The sequence below is a fragment of the Pseudomonas sp. CC11G genome (assembly GCF_056174845.1).
In genome coordinates, this window is sequence record NZ_JBWBZC010000004.1 from 225,114 (window position 1) to 247,323 (window position 22,210).

General features: G+C 58.4%; 17 protein-coding genes and 2 pseudogenes. 15 read left to right on the forward strand and 4 right to left on the reverse strand.

Features of this window, described 5'->3' with window-relative positions:
• Nucleotides 1-76 precede the first annotated feature (76 nt).
• From glyQ to phoA, 5 genes and pseudogenes are all read left to right on the forward strand, one after another.
• On the forward strand, nt 77-1,024 hold the full coding sequence (glyQ, locus tag AC0V2S_RS07355; protein ID WP_457436979.1) for a glycine--tRNA ligase subunit alpha: 948 nt from the start codon (nt 77-79) through the stop codon (nt 1,022-1,024).
• A complete protein-coding gene (glyS, locus tag AC0V2S_RS07360) occupies nt 1,021-3,075 on the forward strand; it encodes a glycine--tRNA ligase subunit beta (RefSeq protein WP_475509175.1) in 2,055 nt (684 codons plus the stop codon). Before glyQ ends, glyS begins: the two co-directional genes overlap by 4 nt.
• A gap of 3 nt (nt 3,076-3,078) precedes the next feature.
• Nucleotides 3,079-3,614: pseudogene (gene gmhB, locus AC0V2S_RS07365) on the forward strand (D-glycero-beta-D-manno-heptose 1,7-bisphosphate 7-phosphatase).
• Between the two features lie 30 nt (nt 3,615-3,644).
• A complete protein-coding gene (locus tag AC0V2S_RS07370; RefSeq protein ID WP_475509176.1) occupies nt 3,645-4,418 on the forward strand; it encodes a lysophospholipid acyltransferase family protein in 774 nt (257 codons plus the stop codon).
• A gap of 219 nt (nt 4,419-4,637) precedes the next feature.
• Entirely contained in the window at nt 4,638-6,077 is a 1,440-nt protein-coding gene (gene phoA / locus AC0V2S_RS07375) for an alkaline phosphatase (protein ID WP_475509177.1), read from the forward strand.
• Nucleotides 6,078-6,173: 96 nt separating this feature from the next.
• Here the strand turns inward: phoA and gyrB are convergent, their stop codons facing one another.
• The 4 genes and pseudogenes from gyrB to dnaA all read right to left on the reverse strand — a co-directional run bounded on the left by gyrB (nt 6,174) and on the right by dnaA (nt 12,327).
• Entirely contained in the window at nt 6,174-8,591 is a 2,418-nt protein-coding gene (gyrB, locus tag AC0V2S_RS07380) for a DNA topoisomerase (ATP-hydrolyzing) subunit B (RefSeq protein WP_475509178.1), read from the reverse strand.
• 4 nt (nt 8,592-8,595) lie between these two features.
• Nucleotides 8,596-9,700, reverse strand: a pseudogene (gene recF / locus AC0V2S_RS07385) (DNA replication/repair protein RecF).
• Between the two features lie 17 nt (nt 9,701-9,717).
• Nucleotides 9,718-10,821 (reverse strand): DNA polymerase III subunit beta, encoded by a 1,104-nt coding sequence (gene dnaN, locus AC0V2S_RS07390; protein ID WP_475509179.1) that lies wholly within the window; start codon nt 10,819-10,821, stop codon nt 9,718-9,720.
• Between the two features lie 36 nt (nt 10,822-10,857).
• Nucleotides 10,858-12,327, reverse strand: a complete 1,470-nt coding sequence (gene dnaA, locus AC0V2S_RS07395) for a chromosomal replication initiator protein DnaA (RefSeq protein ID WP_475509180.1) — start codon at nt 12,325-12,327, stop codon at nt 10,858-10,860.
• A gap of 553 nt (nt 12,328-12,880) precedes the next feature.
• On the opposite strand from dnaA, the gene rpmH reads away from it, so the two are divergent.
• From rpmH to AC0V2S_RS07445, 10 genes are all read left to right on the forward strand, one after another.
• The gene (rpmH, locus tag AC0V2S_RS07400; RefSeq protein ID WP_002551315.1) at nt 12,881-13,015 is read left to right on the forward strand and encodes a 50S ribosomal protein L34; all 135 of its coding nucleotides are present in this window, start codon (nt 12,881-12,883) and stop codon (nt 13,013-13,015) included.
• 16 nt (nt 13,016-13,031) lie between these two features.
• Complete coding sequence (gene rnpA / locus AC0V2S_RS07405) at nt 13,032-13,433, forward strand: ribonuclease P protein component (RefSeq protein ID WP_475509181.1); 402 nt, start codon at nt 13,032-13,034, stop codon at nt 13,431-13,433.
• Nucleotides 13,426-13,683 (forward strand): membrane protein insertion efficiency factor YidD, encoded by a 258-nt coding sequence (gene yidD, locus AC0V2S_RS07410; protein ID WP_475509182.1) that lies wholly within the window; start codon nt 13,426-13,428, stop codon nt 13,681-13,683. The genes rnpA and yidD overlap by 8 nt, the downstream gene beginning before the upstream one ends.
• Nucleotides 13,673-15,412, forward strand: a complete 1,740-nt coding sequence (gene yidC / locus AC0V2S_RS07415; protein WP_475509183.1) for a membrane protein insertase YidC — start codon at nt 13,673-13,675, stop codon at nt 15,410-15,412. The genes yidD and yidC overlap by 11 nt, the downstream gene beginning before the upstream one ends.
• Nucleotides 15,413-15,506: 94 nt before the next feature.
• A complete protein-coding gene (gene mnmE, locus AC0V2S_RS07420) occupies nt 15,507-16,874 on the forward strand; it encodes a tRNA uridine-5-carboxymethylaminomethyl(34) synthesis GTPase MnmE (RefSeq protein ID WP_475509184.1) in 1,368 nt (455 codons plus the stop codon).
• Nucleotides 16,875-17,387: 513 nt separating this feature from the next.
• Nucleotides 17,388-19,280 (forward strand): tRNA uridine-5-carboxymethylaminomethyl(34) synthesis enzyme MnmG, encoded by a 1,893-nt coding sequence (gene mnmG, locus AC0V2S_RS07425; RefSeq protein WP_475509185.1) that lies wholly within the window; start codon nt 17,388-17,390, stop codon nt 19,278-19,280.
• Nucleotides 19,280-19,927: a 16S rRNA (guanine(527)-N(7))-methyltransferase RsmG gene (rsmG, locus tag AC0V2S_RS07430; RefSeq protein ID WP_475509186.1), complete on the forward strand. Its 648-nt coding sequence runs from the start codon at nt 19,280-19,282 to the stop codon at nt 19,925-19,927. The genes mnmG and rsmG overlap by 1 nt, the downstream gene beginning before the upstream one ends.
• Nucleotides 19,928-19,945: 18 nt before the next feature.
• Nucleotides 19,946-20,734 (forward strand): ParA family protein, encoded by a 789-nt coding sequence (locus tag AC0V2S_RS07435; protein ID WP_475509187.1) that lies wholly within the window; start codon nt 19,946-19,948, stop codon nt 20,732-20,734.
• Nucleotides 20,735-20,743: 9 nt separating this feature from the next.
• The gene (locus tag AC0V2S_RS07440; protein WP_475509188.1) at nt 20,744-21,616 is read left to right on the forward strand and encodes a ParB/RepB/Spo0J family partition protein; all 873 of its coding nucleotides are present in this window, start codon (nt 20,744-20,746) and stop codon (nt 21,614-21,616) included.
• Nucleotides 21,617-21,787: 171 nt separating this feature from the next.
• The gene (locus AC0V2S_RS07445) at nt 21,788-22,195 is read left to right on the forward strand and encodes a F0F1 ATP synthase subunit I (protein WP_475509189.1); all 408 of its coding nucleotides are present in this window, start codon (nt 21,788-21,790) and stop codon (nt 22,193-22,195) included.
• The last annotated feature ends 15 nt before the right edge of the window (nt 22,196-22,210 follow it).

Consider the following 22,210-nt stretch of genomic DNA (forward strand, 5'->3'; position numbering starts at 1 on the left):
AGGGTGAGGGTGGTTTGCGGGGTGAATCGGGTATACTCCCGCCCTTTCTGTCGCAGCCTCAGTACAGGTGAAATTAGTGAGCCAGCCTACGCCTGCCGTGCGCACCTTCCAAGACTTGATCCTCGCCCTCCAACAGTATTGGGCCGAGCAAGGTTGTGTGGTGCTTCAGCCTTACGATATGGAAGTCGGCGCCGGCACCTTCCACACCGCCACGTTTTTGCGCGCCGTCGGCCCGGAAACCTGGAACGCCGCCTATGTGCAACCTAGCCGCCGTCCCGGTGATGGCCGCTACGGCGAAAACCCTAACCGTCTGCAGCACTACTACCAATTCCAGGTGGTGTTGAAGCCCAACCCGGACAACTTCCAGGAGTTGTACCTGGGTTCGCTGAAGCGCATCGGCCTCGACCCGTTGGTGCACGACATTCGTTTCGTTGAAGACAACTGGGAATCGCCGACCCTCGGCGCCTGGGGTCTGGGCTGGGAAATCTGGCTCAACGGCATGGAAGTCACCCAGTTCACCTACTTCCAGCAAGTGGGCGGCATTGAGTGCTACCCGGTGACCGGCGAGATCACTTACGGTCTGGAACGCCTGGCCATGTACCTGCAAGGCGTGGATTCGGTTTACGACCTGGTATGGACCGACGGCCCGTTCGGAAAAGTGACCTACGGCGACGTGTTCCACCAGAACGAGGTGGAGCAGTCGACCTACAACTTCGAACACGCCAACGTCGAGAAACTGTTCGAGCTGTTCGACTTCTATGAAAGCGAAGCCAACCGCCTGATCGAGCTGCAACTGCCGTTGCCGACTTACGAGATGGTGCTCAAGGCCTCCCACACCTTCAACCTGCTGGATGCTCGCCGCGCGATTTCGGTGACTGCCCGTCAGCAATACATTCTCCGTGTGCGGGCCCTGGCCCGTTCGGTAGCGCAGAGCTACCTGCAGGCACGTGCGCGTCTGGGCTTCCCGATGGCGGCGCCGGATCTGCGCGATGAAGTATTGGCCAAGCTGGAGGCAGCAGAATGAGTGCACACGATTTTCTGGTAGAGCTGGGCACTGAAGAGCTGCCACCCAAAGCCCTGAAAACCCTCGGTGACGCCTTTCTGGCCGGCATCGAAAAAGGCCTGAAAGCGGCCGGCCTGAGCTACACCGGCAGCCGCGTTTACGCAGCGCCGCGTCGCCTGGCGGTGATCATTGATCAACTGGCCGTGCAGCAGCCGGACCGCAGCGTGAACATGGACGGCCCGCCCGTGCAGGCGGCCTTCGACGCCGACGGCAGTCCGACGCAAGCGGCCCTCGGTTTCGCAAAAAAATGCGGTGTGGATATCTCCGCCATCGACCGCAGTGGTCCGAAGTTGAAGTTCAGCCAGAGCATTCCCGGCCAACCCGCCGTGGGCCTTCTCGCTGGCATCGTGACCGCGTCGCTGAACGACCTGCCGATTCCCAAGCGCATGCGCTGGGGTGCCCGCAAAGAAGAATTCGTGCGCCCAACCCAGTGGTTGGTGATGCTGTTTGGTGATGACGTGGTCGACTGCGAAATTCTCGCGCAGAAAGCCGGCCGTGAATCCCGTGGTCACCGTTTCCACCACCCGGACAACGTGCGTATCAGCGCGCCGGCCAACTACCTCGAAGACCTGCGCAGCGCCTATGTGCTCGCCGACTTCGCCGAGCGCCGCACGCTGATCAGCAAACGCGTCGACACCCTTGCCGCCGAGCAGAAGGGCAGCGCCATTGTGCCGCCGGCCTTGCTCGATGAAGTGACCGCGTTGGTCGAGTGGCCAGTGCCGCTGGTGTGCTCGTTCGAGGAACGTTTCCTCGCCGTGCCGCAGGAAGCCCTGATCACCACCATGCAGGACAACCAGAAATACTTCTGCCTGCTGGATGCCAACGGCAAGTTGCTGCCGCGTTTTATCACCGTGGCCAACGTCGAAAGCAAAGACCCGGCGCAGATCATTTCCGGCAACGAGAAAGTGGTTCGCCCGCGCCTGACCGACGCCGAGTTCTTCTTCAAGCAGGACAAGAAGCAGAAGCTCGATAGCTTCAACACGCGCCTGGCTAACGTGGTATTCCAGGCCCAGCTGGGCTCGGTATTCGACAAGGCTGAACGTGTGTCGCTGCTGGCGGCCTTCATCGCGGCACGTATCGGCGGTGACGCCCATCGCGCGGCCCGCGCCGGCCTGCTGAGCAAGTGCGACCTGGCGACCGAAATGGTCGGCGAGTTCCCGGAGATGCAAGGCATCGCCGGTTACTACTACGCCCTTAATGACGGCGAACCGGAAGACGTTGCACTGGCGTTGAACGAGCAGTACATGCCTCGTGGCGCCGGCGCTGAGTTGCCGACCACGCTGACCGGTGCGGCTGTCGCCATCGCCGATAAGCTGGACACCCTCGTAGGCATCTTCGGTATCGGCATGCTGCCAACCGGCAGCAAAGATCCCTATGCGCTGCGTCGTGCTGCCCTGGGCATTTTGCGCATCCTGATCGACAAGAAGCTGGACCTGGATCTCGCCGCCACCATCACCTTCGCCATCGAGCAATTCGGCGCCAAGGTTAAAGGTGATGGTCTGGCGTCCCTGGTGCAGGACTTTATCTTCGACCGCCTGCGTGCGCGCTATGAAGACGAAGGCGTGGAAGTGGCCGTGTACCAGGCTGTGCGTGCGGTGAACCCGGTTTCGCCACTGGACTTCGACCAGCGCGTACAAGCCGTACAGGCCTTCCGCAAACTGCCGGAAGCCGAAGCATTGGCAGCGGCCAACAAGCGCGTGTCCAACCTGCTGAGCAAGGCCGAGGGCAACGTGGCCGCCGGCATCGAAGCGCACTACTTCGATTCGCCGAGCGAGTTCTCGCTCAATGCCGCGATCCAGCAGGCCGACCACGCCGTACAGCCATTGGCGCAAGCCCGTCTGTACAGCGAAGCCTTGGCGCAACTGGCTGCCCTGCGCGACCCGGTGGATGCCTTCTTCGCTGCGGTAATGGTGAATGCAGAAGACCCGTCGGTACGCGCCAACCGGTATGCCCTGTTGGCCAAGCTGCGCAGCCTGTTCCTGGGCGTCGCTGATATCTCGCTGCTGGGGTAAGTCGTGAAGTTGCTGATACTCGACCGCGATGGGGTGATCAATTACGACTCCGACGCCTACATCAAACGCTGGAGGAGTGGATTCCACTCCCCGGCGCCGTCGAGGCCATTGCGCAATTGAGCAAGGCTGGCTGGACGGTGGCTGTTGCCACCAACCAGTCGGGCCTGGCGCGCGGTTATTACTCGGCCGCAGTGCTTGCGTCGATGCATGCGCGCTTGCGCGAGCTGGTGGCCGAGCAGGGCGGTGAACTGGGGCTGGTGGTGCACTGTCCACATGGGCCGAATGACGGATGCGATTGCCGCAAACCCAAACCCGGCATGCTGAAAACCATCGCTGCGCATTACGACACAAATCTTGCAGGCGTATGGTTTGTTGGCGACAGTCGAGGTGACCTGGAAGCCGCGTTGGCCGTCGATTGTCAGCCTGTGTTGGTGAAGACCGGCAAAGGTGAAAAGACCCTGGGCACCGAGTTGCCGCAAGGGACATTGATATTTGCCGATTTGGCGGCGGTTGCCGCGCAGTTACTCCACACCCAATAGGCGGGGATTGCCCGCGACGGATAACGCTAAATGTCGATCGTGCTGGCCATCAGAATCTTCCTCTTCTATATCCTCCTCGGCGTCAGCGCCTTGCTCTGGTGCAGCCTGAGTTTCTTCATCGCACCGTTCCAATCCTTCGAAGCCCGTTATCGCTTTATCAACGTCAACTGGTGCCGCTTTGCGGTCAAGCTGACCGAAGTGATGCTCGGCATCCGCTACGAAGTAAAAGGCGCCGAAAACGTGCCTGCCCGGCCTTGCGTGATCCTCTCCAAACACCAGAGCACCTGGGAAACTTTCTTTCTGTCCTGCTACTTCGCGCCGCTCAGCCAGGTGCTGAAACGCGAGCTGTTGTATGTGCCGTTCTTCGGCTGGGCGATGGCCATGCTCAAGCCCATCGCCATCGACCGCAACAACCCCAAAGCCGCGCTAAAAGAACTGGCCAAGCAGGGCCATGAACGCTTGCAGCAAAAGATCTGGGTGCTGATTTTTCCCGAAGGCACCCGCGTACCGGCCGGGCAAATTGGCAAGTTCTCCCGCGGCGGTACCGCGTTGGCGGTAAACGCCAACCTGCCGGTGCTACCGATTGCCCATAACGCCGGTGAGTTCTGGCCCAAGCAAGGCTGGGGTAAAACCCCCGGCACGATCCAGGTCGTTATCGGCCCGGTGATGCACGCCGAAGGCACCGGCCCGCGCGCCATTGCTGAGCTAAACGAGCGCGCTTTCAACTGGGTCGAAAAAACTCAGCGCGAGATTGGCGCCCTGTATGGCGACAACCCCATCAGCGAAACACCCGTTCAGCTCTAGCAACCAATTGATTTAAAAAGAAAAGCCCCGGCCACCGTGCCGGGGCTTTTGCGTTTGGCCAAGTACTTCACAGATTCCCCAATAGCCCGCTCGCTGTAACGCGACGTTCACCAAGCATCCCTATTGTCGGTTTGCTTGTTTATCTCGTCGGTCCAGTTTTGCTGGCAGTAGTCGCGAGAACACCTCCTTTTTTTGCCCATCTGCATAAGGACTCCTCAGATGACTACTGCCCTACCGTTGGCCCTTTCCCTCGCCGTTTCTGCCGCGCTGCTTTCTTTCTCCACTGTCAGCTCTGCCCATGATCACGATGAGAAAGTCAGCAAGAGCCTGTACAACCGCGAAGCCCGGGGCGACATCACCGAATACGCCGGCGCACGCCGTGTGGGCCGTGACCTGACCGACTCGATCAAGGCGTCGCTGTCCGACCGCAAAGCCAAGAACGTGATTCTGCTGATCGGCGACGGCATGGGCGACTCGGAAATCACCCTGGCTCGTAACTACGCCGAAGGTGCGGGTGGCTACTTCAAAGGCATCGACGCCTTGCCAATTACCGGCCAATACACGCACTACGCGCTGCACAAAGACACCGGCAAGCCGGACTATGTGACCGACTCGGCCGCCTCGGCTACCGCCTGGTCCACCGGCGTCAAAACCTACAACGGTGCACTGGGTGTGGATATCCACGAGAAGCCCCACCAGACCATTCTGGAGCTGGCCAAACTGCGTGGCATGGCCACCGGCAACGTCTCCACCGCCGAACTGCAAGATGCAACGCCGGCGGCACTGTTCTCCCACGTGACCGGCCGCAAATGCTACGGCCCGGTTGCCACCACTGCTCAATGCCCAAGCAACGCCTTGGAGAAGGGCGGTGCTGGCTCGATCACCGAGCAATTGCTCAATGTGCGTCCGGACGTAACTCTGGGCGGCGGCGCCGCCACTTTTGCCGAAGTCGCCAAGGCCGGTAAATGGTCGGGCAAAACCCTGCGCGATCAAGCCGCTGCCCGTGGCTTCGTGCTGGTGGAAGATGCCGCAGCCCTGAAGAAAATTCGCGTCGCCAACCAGAAACAGCCGGTGATTGGTCTGTTCTCGCCAGGCAATATGCCAACCCGTTGGACCGGCCCGACTGCCACCTATCACGGCAACCTGAACCAGGCGCCGGTTACCTGCCAACCAAACGCTGCCCGCACTGCCGCTACCCCGACCCTGGCTGAAATGACCGTTAAAGCGATCGACCTGCTCAAGGACAACCGCAACGGTTTCTTCCTGCAGATTGAAGGCGCGTCCATCGACAAGCAGGACCATGCCGCCAACCCATGCGGCCAGATTGGCGAAACCGTTGACCTGGATGAAGCCGTACAAATGGCCCTGGCTTTCGCTAAAGCTGATGGCAATACACTGGTTATCGTGACCGCGGACCACGCCCACTCCAGCCAGATCGTGGCGCTCGAAACTTCGGCACCTGGTTTGACGCAAGCGCTGAACACCAAAGACGGCGCCGTGATGGCGGTGAGCTACGGCAACTCGGAAGGGTCGTCGCAGGAACACACCGGTACTCAACTGCGTGTAGCGGCTTATGGGCCGCATGCGGCTAACGTTACCGGTCTGACTGACCAGACTGACCTGTACTTCACCATGCGTAATGCGCTGGGCTTGAAGTAAGGTGATTTAAACGGCCAGGGAGGGCCGTTTTAAGCTGTTTAAACAAAAACCCCAGCTCAGCGCTGGGGTTTTTGTTTGTCGGGTTAAAACAGGGGCTTAGAAATCCAGGTTCGAAACCGCCAAGGCGTTGGCTTCGATGAAGTCGCGGCGCGGTTCCACTTCGTCACCCATCAGGGTGTTGAAGATCTGGTCGGCGCTGATCGCATCTTCGATGGTCACTTTCAGCATGCGGCGTGCGTCCGGGTCCATGGTGGTTTCCCACAGTTGGTCCGGGTTCATTTCACCCAGCCCTTTATAGCGCTGGATGCTGTGACGCTTGGTGCTCTCGGCAAGAAGCCAGGTAAGGGCTTCTTTGAACGTGGTAACCGGTTTCTTGCGTTCGCCACGTTTCACGTAGGCGCCTTCTTCCAGCAAGCTGTTCAACTGCTCGCCGAGAGAGGTAACGGTTTTGTAGTCGTTACTGGCGAAGAAGTCGCGGTTGAAGGTGACAAAGTTGGAAACGCCGTGGGAAATCAACTCGACTTCCGGCAGCCACAGGTGACGTTCCTGGTCTTCACGCAGGTTGGTTTTGTACACCAGACCGGATTTCTCCATGGTGCGCAGACGCTCGTTGAGCTTCTCCAACCAGGCTTGCATGCCGGCTTGATCGCTAAGGTTGTCCAGGCTTACCGCCGGCAGGTACACGAAGTGCTCGGTGAGCTCTTGCGGGTAAATGCGCGAGAGACGCTTGAGGGTCTTCATCACCATGCGGTAGTTGTTGACCAGACGCTCCAGCGGCTCGCCGCCAATGCCAGGATCGTTTTCGTTGACGTGCAAGGTGGCGTCTTCGAGGGCCGATTGGGTCATGTATTCCTCCATGGCCTCGTCGTCCTTGATGTACTGCTCTTGCTTGCCTTTCTTCACTTTGTACAACGGCGGCTGAGCGATATAGATGTAGCCACGCTCTACCAGCTCAGGCAGCTGACGGAAGAAGAAGGTCAACAGCAGCGTACGGATGTGCGAGCCGTCGACGTCGGCGTCCGTCATGATGATGATGTTGTGATAGCGCAGTTTGTCGATGTTGTATTCGTCACGACCAATACCGCAGCCAAGGGCGGTGATCAGCGTGCCGACTTCCTGCGAGGAAATCATACGGTCGAAACGTGCGCGTTCCACGTTCAGGATCTTGCCCTTGAGCGGCAGAATCGCTTGGGTCTTGCGGTTACGTCCCTGCTTGGCGGAGCCGCCAGCAGAGTCCCCTTCCACTAAGTACAGTTCGGAGAGGGCAGGGTCTTTCTCTTGGCAGTCGGCCAGTTTTCCCGGTAGCCCGGCGATATCCAGGGCACCTTTACGACGGGTCATTTCCCGCGCTTTACGGGCGGCTTCACGAGCGCGCGCGGCGTCGATCATCTTGCCGACCACGGCCTTGGCTTCGTTGGGGTTTTCCAACAGGAAGTCGGAGAAGTACTTGCCCATTTCCTGTTCGACCGCGGTTTTCACCTCGGAGGAAACCAGCTTGTCTTTAGTCTGCGAGCTGAATTTCGGGTCCGGAACCTTTACCGAAATAATGGCAGTCAGGCCTTCACGAGCATCGTCACCGGTGGTGGCGATCTTGTGTTTCTTGGCCAGACCTTCCTGCTCGATATAGGCGTTCAGGTTACGGGTCAACGCCGAGCGGAAGCCCGCCAGGTGAGTACCGCCGTCGCGCTGCGGAATGTTGTTGGTGAAGCAGAGCAGGTTCTCGTTGAAGCTGTCGTTCCACTGCAGAGCGACTTCAACGCCCACGCCATCGTCTCGCTGAACGTTGAAGTGGAACACCTGGTTGACCGCAGTCTTGTTGGTGTTCAGGTATTCAACGAACGCACGCAGGCCACCTTCGTATTTGAACAACTCTTCCTTGCCGCTGCGCTCGTCCTTGAGAACGATGCCGACACCTGAGTTCAGGAAGGACAGTTCACGCAGACGCTTGGCCAGAATGTCCCAGCTGAAGTGGATGTTCTTGAACGTGTCGGAGGACGGTTTGAAGTGGATTTCGGTACCGGTTTTATCGGTATCGCCCACGGTACGCATCGGTGCCTGAGGCACCCCGTGCACGTAGGTTTGCTCCCAGACTTTGCCGCTACGGCGAACGGTGAGCAGCAACAACTCGGAGAGGGCGTTCACTACGGAAACACCCACGCCGTGCAGACCGCCGGACACCTTATAAGAGTTGTCGTCGAACTTACCGCCGGCGTGCAGTACGGTCATGATGACCTCGGCTGCAGAAACGCCTTCTTCTTTGTGCACATCCACCGGAATACCACGGCCGTTGTCGCGCACGGTGATGGATTCGTCTGGGTGGATGATGATGCTGATGTCGTCGCAGTGCCCAGCCAGGGCTTCGTCGATGGAGTTGTCGACCACCTCAAAAACCATGTGGTGCAGACCGCTACCATCATCGGTATCACCGATATACATACCGGGCCGCTTGCGTACGGCGTCCAGGCCTTTCAGCACTTTGATGCTGGACGAATCGTACGTTTGATTTTCGCTCATGCCTTCACTCCCGATGGTCGTGGGTCTGGGTGATACAGCCATGTTCCACGTGGAACATCGCTACCGGCGTATCCGTGCGCCAGCTTCCCCGCAACAATTCATGGTCTACACAGGTGATAAACACCTGGCAGTTCAAATCTTCTAATAAACGGCACAACGCGTTTCGATGCTGCTCGTCCAACTCAGACGGCAAGTCATCCACCAGATAGATGCACTGGCCGCGTCGTGCCTGACTAACCAAATGCCCTTGGGCAATTCGCAGGGCGCATACCACTAACTTCTGCTGGCCCCGCGAAAGAATTTCGGCGGCGTTATGCGCGCCCAACCGCAAGCGCAAATCAGCGCGTTGCGGACCGGCTTGGGTATGACCGAGTTGCTGGTCGCGCTGGAGCGTGGTACTCAACACGCTCTGCAATTCCCGATCTTTATCCCAACCGCGGTAGTAACTGAGGGTCAGTCCCTCAAGCTCCACCAACTCCCGAAGTACTTCCTCAAAAGCCGGCTTAAGCGCCTGGATATAACTACGGCGATATCCATCGATTTCATCGCTGGCAAGGCACAGTTCGCGGTCCCAGGCCGCTTGCGAAACGGCGTCAAGTGTACCATGCCGCAGCCATGAGTTTCGCTGCCGCAGGGCCTTCTGGAGGCGTTGCCAGGCAGGCATAAAACGAGGTTCCACGTGGAACACTCCCCAATCCAGAAACTGCCGGCGAATCTTCGGTGCGCCTTCCAGCAAGCGAAAACTATCCGGGTTTATCAGTTGCAGCGGCAACGCTTCAGCAAGTTGTGCCGCGCTGCGTGCGTTCTGGCCATCAATACGAATCTGAAATTCACCTTGGCGATCCCGGGAAACACCGAGATTACTTTGTCCACCTTCAGCCAATTCGACCTGACCAAAAACCGTGCACGCTTCCTGCTCGTACTGAATGAACGGGCAAGAGTCGAGCGCTACGAAAGGAGCGGGCGAGGCCGAGCAGGTGAATGGCTTCGAGCAGGCTGGTTTTGCCGCTGCCGTTGGCGCCAGAAAGGATATTGATGCGGGGGGAGGGGGAGAGGGTCACCGGGTGCAGATTGCGCACCGCGGTGACCGTGACGCGACTAAGGGACATCTAGACTCGATTCAGGGTCAGAGGCGCATCGGCATGACGACGTAAGCCGAATCGTCGTTGTCCGACTCTTGTACCAGCGCGCTGCTGTTGGAGTCCGACAGAATCAGGCGAACCTGTTCGGTGGTCATCACGCCCAGCACGTCGAGCAAGTAGCTAACGTTGAAACCGATTTCCAGAGAACCGCCGTTGTAGTCGACAGCCACTTCTTCTTCAGCTTCTTCCTGTTCAGGGTTGTTTGCCTGAATTTTCAGCAAGCTATTGGCCAGCTGCAAACGAATGCCGCGGTACTTTTCGTTGGAAAGAATCGCGGTACGGCTGAACGCTTCGCGAAGTGCCTGACGATCACCCAGTACCAGTTTGTCGCCGCCTTTTGGCAGTACCCGCTCGTAATCCGGGAATTTGCCGTCGACCAGTTTCGAGGTAAAGGTGAACTCGCCAGTGGTGGCGCGAATGTGGTGTTGGCCCAACACGATATCCACGGTGCCGTCTTGCTCGGTGAGTAGACGAGCCAACTCCAGGATGCCTTTACGCGGCACGATTACCTGGTGGCGATCGGCTTGTTCGATACCGGCTTCCATCGAGCACATGGCCAGACGGTGACCGTCGGTGGCAACAGCGCGTAGTACGCCGGTCTGCACTTCGATCAGCATGCCGTTCAGGTAGTAACGAACGTCTTGCTGCGCCATGGCGAAACTGGTGCGCTCAATCAGGCGACGCAGTTTGCTTTGCACCAGGGTGAAGGTGAACGAACCCGGGCCTTCTTCGACAGTCGGGAAGTCGTTGGCAGGCAACGTGGAGAGGGTGAAGCGGCTACGGCCGGCTTTGACCACCAGCTTGGTTTCATCAACGCGGATATCGATCAACGCGTCGTTCGGCAAGCTCTTGCAGATATCCATCAGCTTGCGCGCCGGTACGGTGATTTCGCCGGATTCGGCCGGCTCTTCCAACGTCACACGACCGACCAGCTCGACCTCAAGGTCGGTACCGGTCAGCGACAACTGCTGGCCATCGACCACCAGCAGCACGTTAGACAGCACCGGCAGCGTCTGCCGGCGTTCAACCACGCCAGCGACCAGTTGCAACGGTTTCAACAGGGCTTCGCGTTGAATAGTGAAATGCATGGTCTAGTCCCTTTGCCTCGTGGGCTGCGTAATGGGTCAGGTGGTCAGCGTGCGCAGCAGGTTCTTGTAATCCTCGCGGATATCCGCGTCGGCTTCCCTAAGTTCAGCAATCTTACGGCAAGCGTGCAACACCGTGGTGTGATCACGACCGCCGAACGCATCGCCAATTTCCGGCAGGCTATGGTTGGTCAATTCTTTGGATAACGCCATAGCGACCTGCCGTGGCCGAGCAACCGAACGAGAGCGGCGCTTGGACAGCAGGTCGGAAATCTTGATCTTGTAGTACTCGGCTACGGTGCGCTGAATGTTGTCGACGCTCACCAGTTTGTCCTGGAGTGCCAACAGGTCTTTCAGCGATTCGCGAATCAGCTCGATGGTGATGTCGCGGCCCATAAAGTGAGCGTGGGCGATGACGCGTTTCAACGCGCCTTCCAGCTCACGCACGTTGGAACGAATACGTTGTGCAATAAAGAAGGCGGCGTCGTGGGGCAGGTCGACTTTGGCCTGGTCGGCCTTCTTCATCAGAATCGCCACACGGGTTTCGAGCTCAGGCGGCTCAACAGCCACCGTAAGACCCCAGCCAAAGCGCGACTTCAGACGCTCTTCCAGCCCTTCGATTTCTTTGGGATAACGGTCGCTGGTAAGAATCACCTGCTGACCGCCCTCAAGCAAAGCGTTGAAGGTGTGGAAGAACTCTTCTTGCGAGCGCTCTTTCTTGGCAAAGAACTGAATGTCATCGATCAACAGCGCATCCACCGACCGGTAAAAGCGCTTGAAATCGTTGATGGCATTCAGTTGCAGCGCCTTGACCATGTCGGCCACGAAACGCTCGGAATGCAGGTACACGACCTTGGCATTCGGGTTCTTCTTTAATAGATGGTTACCCACCGCGTGCATCAAGTGGGTTTTACCCAAACCTACGCCGCCATACAAAAACAACGGGTTGTAGCCATGCTTAGGGTTATCCGCCACCTGCCAGGCTGCTGCGCGCGCGAGCTGGTTGGATTTACCTTCGACGAAATTCTCGAAGGTAAAAGTGCGGTTCAGGTAACTAGTGTGCTTGAGTGCGCCTTCGATTTGCACCGTGCGCTCGGTACGCACGGGTGCCGTTTGCGAACTGGCTCCGGCCATAGGGTCGAAGCTAGCGCGTGATGGCTCGCTGTTAACCGACATCACTATGGGTTCTTCGCGTACCTGCGGACTGACGGGGGCAGCAACCGGCTGCTGAGGGGCCGGCATCGGCGAACGGGCAACGGCGGCGCGTTTGCTTCCTATCAATAGGGAGATCGCTGGAGCCATGCCTTCGCTGCGTTCGTTCAGCAGCTCAAGCAGACGGCCCATGTACTTTTCGTTGACCCAATCGAGCACAAAGCGATTTGGCGCGAACACACGCAGTTCATCGCTGGAGGCTTCAACCTGCAGCGGACGAATCCAGGTATTGAATTGCTGGGCCGGCAGCTCATCGCGTAGAAGCTCTACACACTGCTGCCAAAGTTCCACAGACACAGAAATCCCCTAATACAAATAGGCCGCAAGGCCCAAAACAGCCAGCATTGTACCCACACCCAAGGGTAGTTATCCACATGCAGGCGAAAGTTTTCGCCACGTAAAATCAACGTGTTATTCGGTTTTCCATCGAAAAGACACAGCGGATTTAAACCCTGTGGATAACCGCGCCTAAGCCAGCGGGATAACCCTGGGGAGAAGTGCGTGGAAAACTGGCCTGTGCATAAAACGGCGTTTCATCCCCAGCTTATACGCAGCCTTGGTACAGGCTACCCACTTGTTCTGGACAGGGTTATCATTCGCCACAGCCCTTGGTATCAAAGACGTGCAGCACCTTATCCACAGAAAAGGTGCTGGCTAAGAGTAGTTAATATTTCAAAAAAGATTTAAATCTCTCTTCTTAATATTCTTTATTTACCCAAACCTCTCAATCAGACCCTCCCTACAGAAATGTTGGTTGGAAATTGACCTGACCGCCTGGTTTCTCTAGAATTGCCGGTCTCTTAAAACGGGGGCCATTCCGGCCCGTTGTCGACCACCCAGGTAACGCACCATGAAACGCACTTTCCAACCAAGCACTATCAAGCGCGCTCGCACCCACGGCTTCCGTGCCCGTATGGCTACCAAGAACGGCCGCGCTGTTCTGTCCCGTCGCCGTGCCAAAGGCCGTAAGCGTCTGGCCGTTTGATAATTCGGCATCGGTGGTGAGTCAAGACTTCGGTCGGGAAAAGCGCCTGCTGACCCCTCGACAATTCAAGATAGTCTTTGACTCCCCCAGCGGTAAGGTTCCGGGTAAGAACGTCCTGCTCCTCGCGCGCAACAACGATCTCGATCATCCCCGCCTGGGTTTGGTTATCGGCAAGAAGAGCGTCAAGCTCTCTGTTGAGCGCAATCGCCTCAAGCGAGTCATCCGCGATTCATTCCGCCTCAACCAGGACAATCTGGTCGGCTGGGATATTGTGGTTGTCGCGCGTAAAGGCCTAGGTGATCTGGAGAATCCCGAATTGGCTCAACAGTTCGGCAAACTCTGGAAACGCTTGGCACGTAGCAAGCCGAGCCCGGAAGTTCTTCCGCAAGCGGGGGTTGTCGACAGTCCCCATGCGTAAACTGGCACTCGCTTCGATTCAGGTTTATCGCTACGCCATCAGTCCTTTGATGGCCAGTCACTGTCGTTTCTACCCCAGCTGTTCCTGCTACGCGTATGAAGCCATTGAACACCATGGTTTCATACGCGGCGGCTTGCTGACGCTCCGTCGGCTAGGTCGTTGTCACCCATGGAATCCCGGTGGTTACGATCCGGTTCCAGGCGCCCCCATTTCCCGACCCCTTCGATGGCCGAGTAATCATGGATATTAAACGCTCGATCCTGATCGCCGCGCTCGCAATCGTGTCCTACGTCATGGTTCTCAAGTGGAACGAAGACTATGGCCAAACGGCTCTGCCGACTGCGAATACCGCCGCTGCGACCAGCAACACCGCTGCGCTGCCCGACGTCCCTGCTGCCAATACTGGCGCCAGTGACGTACCAAGCGCGCCGTCCGCCCAACCGGAAGCAACTGCTGCTGCGCCTCAAGCCAGCAAGGACCTGATCCGCGTTAAGACCGACGTACTGGAGCTGGCCATCGATCCAAGCGGTGGCGACATCGTTCAGCTGACCCTGCCGCAATACCCACGTCGCCAGGACCGCCCGGACGTTCCGTTCCAGCTGTTCGACAACGGTAACGAGCGCACCTACCTGGCCCAGAGCGGCCTGATCGGCAGCAATGCACCGGATTCGGCCGGCGGCCGTGCGGTGTGGCAGAGCGCCCAGAAGAGCTACCAATTGGCTGACGGCCAGAACACCCTGGTGGTTGATCTGACTTACGCCAAAGACGGCATCAACTACATCAAGCGTTACAGCCTCAAACGTGGCTTGAACCTTGAGTGCTCGGCCAAAGAGCAGGAACTGAAAAAACCAGGTTGCGTCGATCCGTCTTCCTACCAGGTTGATGTGCGTTACCTGATCGACAACCAGAGCAGCACCGCCTGGGCCGGCAACATGTACGCCCAGCTCAAGCGCGACAACAGCGATGACCCGTCGAAGACCGCCGCCACCAGCACCGCTACGTACCTCGGTGCAGCGATGGCGACACATGATTCGGCCTACAAAAAAGTGTCGATGAAAGACATCGACAAAGCCCCGGTCAAAGAAACCGTCAAAGGCGGCTGGGTTGCTTGGTTGCAGCACTACTTCGTGACTGCCTGGATTCCAAACCAGGACAACGACAACAGTGTGCAAACCCGCAAAGACACCCAAGGCAACTACATCGTCGGCTTTACCACCCCAAGCGTCAGCGTTGCGCCGGGTAGCAAAGGCGAAGTATCGGCCATTCTCTACGCCGGTCCGAAAATCCAGAAGCACCTGGGCACCCTCGCCCCAGGCCTGGAACTGACCGTCGACTACGGCATTCTGTGGTTTATCGCTCAGCCGATCTTCTGGCTGCTGCAACATATCCACAGCATCCTCGGTAACTGGGGCTGGTCGATCATCGTGCTGACCATGCTGATCAAAGGCCTGTTCTTCCCGCTGTCGGCTGCCAGCTACAAGTCGATGGCGCGCATGCGTGCCGTGGCGCCGAAACTGGCTGCCCTGAAAGAACAACATGGCGATGACCGGCAGAAAATGTCGCAAGCCATGATGGAGCTGTACAAGAAAGAGAAGATCAACCCGTTGGGGGGCTGCCTGCCGATTCTGGTGCAGATGCCGGTTTTCCTCGCCTTGTACTGGGTGCTGCTGGAAAGCGTCGAGATGCGTCAGGCACCTTGGATGTTCTGGATCACCGACCTGTCCATCAAAGACCCGTTCTTCATTCTGCCGTTGATCATGGGCGCCACCATGTTCATCCAGCAGCAGCTGAACCCCGCGCCGCCGGATCCGATGCAAGCCAAGGTGATGAAAATGATGCCGATCATCTTCACCTTCTTCTTCCTGTGGTTCCCGGCCGGTCTGGTGCTGTATTGGGTAGTGAACAACTGCTTGTCCATCACTCAGCAGTGGTTTATCACCCGCAAGATCGAAGCCGCTACCAAGGCCGCCAACGCCTAAGCCTGGCTTGCTAAGCTGAACAAGCGCCCTGCCCGAGCAATACGTGGCGGGGCGTTTTGCTATTTGCCCCCTGCTATGTCCGAAGAGAAGCGCCATGAGCAACGTCCGAGAAACCATTGCAGCCGTCGCCACCGCCCAGGGGCGCGCCGGTGTCGGCATCGTCCGCGTTTCCGGCCCCAAGGCCCAGGCGATTGCCGAAGCCATCAGCCAGCGCCAACTGAAACCGCGGTACGCCCATTACGGGCCGTTCCACGGCGAACAGGATCGGGTGCTCGATGAAGGCCTGGCGTTGTACTTTCCCGGCCCGAATTCCTTTACCGGAGAAGACGTATTGGAGCTGCAGGGACACGGCGGCCCGGTGGTGCTCGATTTGCTGTTGCGGCGCTGCCTGCAGCTGGGCGCCCGTCTCGCCCGCCCAGGTGAATTCAGCGAACGCGCCTTTCTCAATGACAAGCTCGACCTGGCCCAAGCCGAAGCGATCGCCGACCTGATCGAAGCCAGCTCGGAACAAGCGGCGCGCAACGCCCTGCGTTCTTTGCAAGGCGAGTTTTCGCGGCGTGTGCATGGCCTTACCGAACGGCTGATTTCCCTGCGCATCTATGTGGAAGCGGCCATCGACTTCCCGGAAGAAGAAATCGACTTCCTCGCTGACGGCCATGTGTTGGCGATGCTCAACGACGTGCGCAGCGACCTGACAGCCGTGCAGCGCGAAGCCAACCAGGGCGCATTGCTGCGTGACGGCATGACGGTGGTGATCGCCGGGCGCCCCAACGCCGGAAAATCGAGCCTGCTTAACGCCTTGGCAGGGCGAGAAGCGGCCATCGTGACGGAGATCGCCGGCACCACCCGCGACGTATTGCGCGAACATATCCACATCGACGGTATGCCGCTCCATGTGGTGGACACGGCGGGTCTACGCGACACCGATGACCAAGTGGAGAAGATCGGCGTGGAGCGCGCGCTGAAGGCCATTGGCGAGGCTGACCGCGTGCTGTTGGTGGTCGACGCTACGTCAGCTGAAGCGGTCGACCCTTTTGCGCTCTGGCCAGAGTTCCTCAGCCAACGCCCGGATATGGCCAAAGTCACCCTTATTCGCAACAAGGCCGACCTCACCGGTGAGCCGGTGGCGCTGGAAGTGAGTGAGGACGGCCACGTCACCATCAGCTTGTCCGCCCGTTCCTCAGCCGGCCTCGAACTGCTGCGCGACCACCTTAAAGCCTGCATGGGCTTCGAGCAGACCGCAGAAAGCAGCTTTAGCGCTCGCAGACGGCACCTGGAAGCGTTACAGCAGGCCAGCCAGTCTCTTGAGCATGGTTATGCACAGCTTACCCTGGCCGGCGCCGGCGAGTTACTGGCCGAAGATCTGCGCATTGCCCAGCAGGCATTGGGCGAAATCACCGGCGCATTCAGCTCGGATGATCTGCTAGGCCGCATCTTTTCGAGCTTCTGCATCGGCAAATAGTCTTCGCCGCTTCATTTAAACCCGGTCAGACCGGGTTTTTTTTATGTCTTAAAATCATCAACAGGCTCGAAATAAACCCTGTGGATAACCGCCCCTAAGCCCAGTCGATAACCAGGGGGCAAAGCTGGGGATGAAATGGCCTGTGCACAAGTAGGCGTTCCATCCACAGGTTTAAGGCGGTTATCCAGAAGGCTCCGGACTAGATGACCACAGCCTTATACAATTCCATCCACCGCGTCAGTGCTGGCTTGCAGCGTTCTATCCACAGAAAACAGGCTCATAAGTAATAAACATAAAAACAAAGCTTTAAAAAAATTCTCTTCTCTCTTTCTTTATTAACCGACCTACTTGGCCAACCTGAACCATTGGCTATTTTTTGTTCAAAAGGCTTCTTTCAAACCGGCTAAATCCCTATACTTGCCGCCTTTCCGCTTTTCCAAGTACGCCGGGCCGTCAAAAGCCGCCGGGTCAGTTAAAAGCCTCCCCCAATTCTCAACAGGCACGAGGTGCGTGGTGGATTTCCCTTCCCGTTTTGATGTCATCGTTATCGGCGGCGGCCATGCAGGCACTGAAGCAGCGCTCGCTGCTGCACGCATGGGCGTGAAAACCCTGCTGCTGAGCCACAACGTCGACACCCTCGGGCATATGAGCTGCAACCCTGCCATTGGCGGCATCGGTAAAAGCCATCTGGTGAAAGAAATCGACGCGCTCGGCGGTGCCATGGCTGAAGCCACCGACAAAGGTGGTATCCAGTTCCGTGTGCTCAACAGCCGCAAAGGCCCGGCGGTACGCGCCACTCGCGCTCAAGCCGATCGCATGCTGTACAAAGCAGCGATTCGCGAAACATTGGAAAACCAGCCGAACCTGTGGATATTTCAGCAATCCTGTGACGACCTGATCGTTGAACAGGACCAGGTGCGCGGCGTAGTCACCCAGATGGGCCTGCGTTTCTTCGCAGAATCCGTGGTCTTGACCACCGGGACGTTCCTCGGTGGACTTATCCACATTGGTCTGCAGAACCATTCCGGCGGCCGCGCCGGTGATCCACCTTCGATTGCTCTCGCCCACCGTCTGCGTGAACACCCGCTGCGCGTCGGTCGCCTGAAAACCGGTACGCCGCCGCGTATCGATGGTCGCTCGGTCGATTTCTCGGTAATGACCGAGCAACCTGGTGATACCCCGATTCCCGTCATGTCGTTCCTCGGCAACAAGGAACAGCATCCCCGTCAGGTCAGTTGCTGGATTACCCACACTAACGCCCGGACCCACGAAATCATCGCCGCCAACCTCAACCGGTCGCCGATGTATTCCGGGGTTATCGAAGGCATTGGCCCACGCTACTGCCCGTCGATTGAAGACAAGATTCACCGCTTTGCCGACAAAGACAGCCACCAGGTGTTTATCGAGCCTGAAGGCCTGAATACCCACGAGCTGTACCCCAACGGCATTTCCACCTCGTTGCCGTTCGACGTGCAACTGGAATTGGTGCGCTCCATTCGCGGGATGGAAAACGCCCATATCGTTCGCCCGGGCTACGCCATCGAGTACGACTACTTCGACCCGCGCGATCTGAAATACAGCCTGGAAACCAAAGTGATTGCCGGCCTGTTCTTTGCCGGGCAAATCAATGGCACAACCGGCTACGAGGAAGCGGGAGCGCAAGGCCTGCTGGCCGGTGCCAACGCCGCATTGCGTGCGCAGGGCAAAGACAGCTGGTGCCCGCGTCGCGACGAGGCCTACATCGGCGTGCTGGTCGATGACCTGATCACCCTCGGCACCCAAGAGCCGTACCGCATGTTTACCTCGCGTGCCGAGTACCGCCTGATCCTGCGTGAAGACAACGCCGACCTACGCCTGACCGAAAAAGGCCGCGAGCTGGGCCTGGTCGATGACCGCCGCTGGGCCGCGTTCTGCGCCAAGCGCGAAGGCATCGAGCAGGAAGAGCAGCGTCTGAAAAGCACCTGGGTGCGTCCGAACACGCCGCAGGGCGATGCCATTGCCGAGCGTTTTGGCACGCCGCTGACCCACGAGTACAACCTGCTCAACCTGCTGACCCGCCCGGAAATCGACTACGCCGGTCTGATCGAGGTTACCGGCCCGGGCCATGACGACCCGCAGGTGTCCGAGCAAGTTGAAATCAAGACCAAGTACGCCGGCTACATCGATCGCCAGCAAGACGAAATTGTCCGCCTGCGTGCCAGCGAAAACACCAAGCTGCCGGCCGATATCGACTACGCCGCCATCGCCGGTTTATCCAAAGAGATTCAAAGCAAGCTTGGCCAGGCCCGCCCGGAAACCCTGGGGCAGGCTTCGCGTATTCCAGGTGTGACGCCGGCGGCCATTTCCCTGCTGATGATCAACCTGAAAAAACGCAGTGCCGGTCGTGAGCTGGAGCAAAGCGCCTGATGTCCATGGTTACCGCGCAACACGCCGAAGAATTGTCCCGTGGTGCCGCCGAGCTAGGCGTCGAACTCAGCGAACAGCAACACAGCCAACTGCTGGCCTACCTGGCCTTGTTGATCAAGTGGAACAAGGCTTACAACCTGACCGCCGTGCGCGACCCCGACGAAATGGTCTCGCGCCATCTGCTCGACAGCTTGAGCGTGGTGCCCTTTGTCGCCGAAGGCGGCAGTACTTGGCTGGACGTTGGCAGTGGCGGCGGGATGCCGGGCGTTCCCTTGGCGATCCTGTTCCCCGAGCGCCAATTCACCCTGCTGGACTCCAACGGTAAGAAAACCCGTTTTCTGACTCAGGTGAAACTCGAACTCAAGCTGACCAACCTCGAAGTTATCCACAGCCGAGTCGAGGGCTTCACGCCGCCGACGCCGTTCACCGGTATCTGCTCACGCGCCTTCAGCTCGCTGCAGGACTTTTCCGAGTGGACCCGCCACCTGGGCGACACCGATACCCGTTGGTTGGCCATGAAAGGCGTGCACCCCGACGACGAGCTTCAAGCCCTGCCAGCCGACTTTAAATTGGCTGCAACGCACGTCCTCAAGGTTCCCGGTTGCCAAGGTCAACGGCATCTGTTGATACTGCGCCGCATCATATGATCGGGACTGACGCTGACCATGGCTAAAGTATTCGCCATCGCCAACCAGAAAGGCGGTGTGGCCAAGACCACTACCTGCATCAACCTGGCGGCTTCACTGGTTGCGACCAAGCGTCGTGTGCTGCTGATCGACCTCGATCCACAGGGCAACGCCACCACTGGCAGCGGTGTGGATAAGTTGGCCCTGGAGCATTCGATCTACGACGTGTTGATCGGCGAATGCGATCTGGGTCAGGCCATGCAGTTTTCCGAGCATGGCGGTTACCAACTGCTGCCGGCTAACCGCGATCTGACTGCTGCCGAAGTGGCGCTGCTGGATATGCCGGCCAAGGAAAACCGTCTGCGCGAAGCGCTGGCGCCGATCCGCGAAAATTACGACTACATCCTCATCGATTGCCCACCGTCTCTGTCAATGCTGACAGTCAACGCGCTGGTCGCAGCCGATGGGGTGATCATTCCGATGCAGTGCGAGTACTACGCACTGGAAGGGCTTACCGACTTGGTGAACTCGATTCAGCGCATCGGCAAGCTGCTGAACCCGTCGTTGAAAATCGAAGGCCTGCTGCGCACCATGTATGACCCGCGCATCAGCCTGACCAACGATGTGTCTGCCCAACTCAAAGAACACTTCGGTGATCAGCTTTACGACACCGTGATTCCCCGCAACGTACGTCTGGCCGAGGCGCCAAGCTTTGGCATGCCGGCCCTGGCGTACGACAAGCAATCCCGTGGCGCCCTCGCCTACTTGGCACTGGCCGGTGAACTGTCCCGGCGTCAGCGCAATGCCACCCGAACCGCAAAAGCATAAGGATTATCCATGGCCAGCAAAAAACGAGGTCTCGGACGCGGACTGGACGCCCTGCTGGGCGGCACCAGTGTCAACGGTTTGCAGGAAGAAGCCGCGCAGGTCGATACCCGTGAGCTGCAATATGTGCCACTGGACCTGATTCAGCGCGGCAAGTACCAGCCGCGCCGCGATATGGACAGCACCGCTCTGGAAGAACTGGCTCAGTCCATTCGCGCCCAGGGCGTGATGCAACCGATTGTGGTGCGGCCGATCGGCACCGGTCGTTTCGAGATCATCGCCGGTGAGCGCCGTTGGCGCGCGAGCCAGCTGGCTGGTCTGGACAAGATTCCCGCCATGGTTCGCGAAGTGCCGGACGAAGCCGCCATCGCCATGGCGCTGATCGAAAACATCCAGCGCGAAGACCTCAATCCGATTGAAGAAGCCGTGGCCTTGCAGCGTCTGCAGCAAGAGTTCCAGCTCACTCAGCAGCAAGTGGCCGAAGCGGTGGGTAAATCGCGGGTGACCATCACCAACCTGCTGCGGTTGATCGCCCTGCCCGAAGAAATCAAAACCCTGTTGTCCCACGGCGATCTGGAAATGGGCCATGCCCGTGCTTTGCTCGGTTTGCCGGCAGAACAACAGGTTGAAGGGGCGCGACATGTTGTCGCACGAGCTCTGACTGTGCGCCAAACCGAGGCACTGGTTCGCCAGTGGTTGAGCACCAAAGAGAAGCCGGTAGTGGCCGCCAAAGTCGATCCGGACATCAGTCGGCTCGAACAGCGCCTGGCTGAGCGCCTGGGCTCTCCAGTGCAGATCAAGCATGGGCAGAAGGGCAAAGGGCAGCTGGTTATCCGCTATAACTCACTGGATGAGCTGCAAGGGGTTTTGGCCCACATCCGATGAAGCCTTTCCCGACATATTCAGTTATGTAGCGTGTGATCGGAAATCACTACCGAGCAGTTGAATAGGGGGGATCGCCCCCTATACTCTGCGCGCATTTTGTCGGCACAAACTATGCCAAGTCGTTGATTTACGGCGACTGACACCAGAGGCCGAAAGCCGGAGAAACCTGTGATGGATGCACGCACGCCCAACCGCCTGCCCTTCCATCGTTTACCGGTGTTTCCCGTGCTGTTCGTTCAACTCGTCGTATTGCTGTTGGCTGCCGTCGTTTTGTGGCAATGGCGCGGTACGGTAAGTGGGTACTCTGGCGCGCTCGGCGGTTTGATCGCCTGGTTACCGAACATGTATTTCGCCCAAAAGGCTTTCCGGTTTACCGGAGCTCGGGCGGCCCAAGCGATAGTCCGGTCTTTTTATGCCGGTGAAGCGGGCAAGCTGATTCTTACGGCAGTGCTTTTTGCGCTGACGTTCGCAGGGGTGAAACCATTGGATGCGCTGGCAGTATTCGGCGTGTTCTTCCTGACCCAGTTGGTCAATTGGTTCGCACCGCTGCTCACTAGAACAAGATTTTTGAGACCTTAGGGCGTTTGAGGCAAA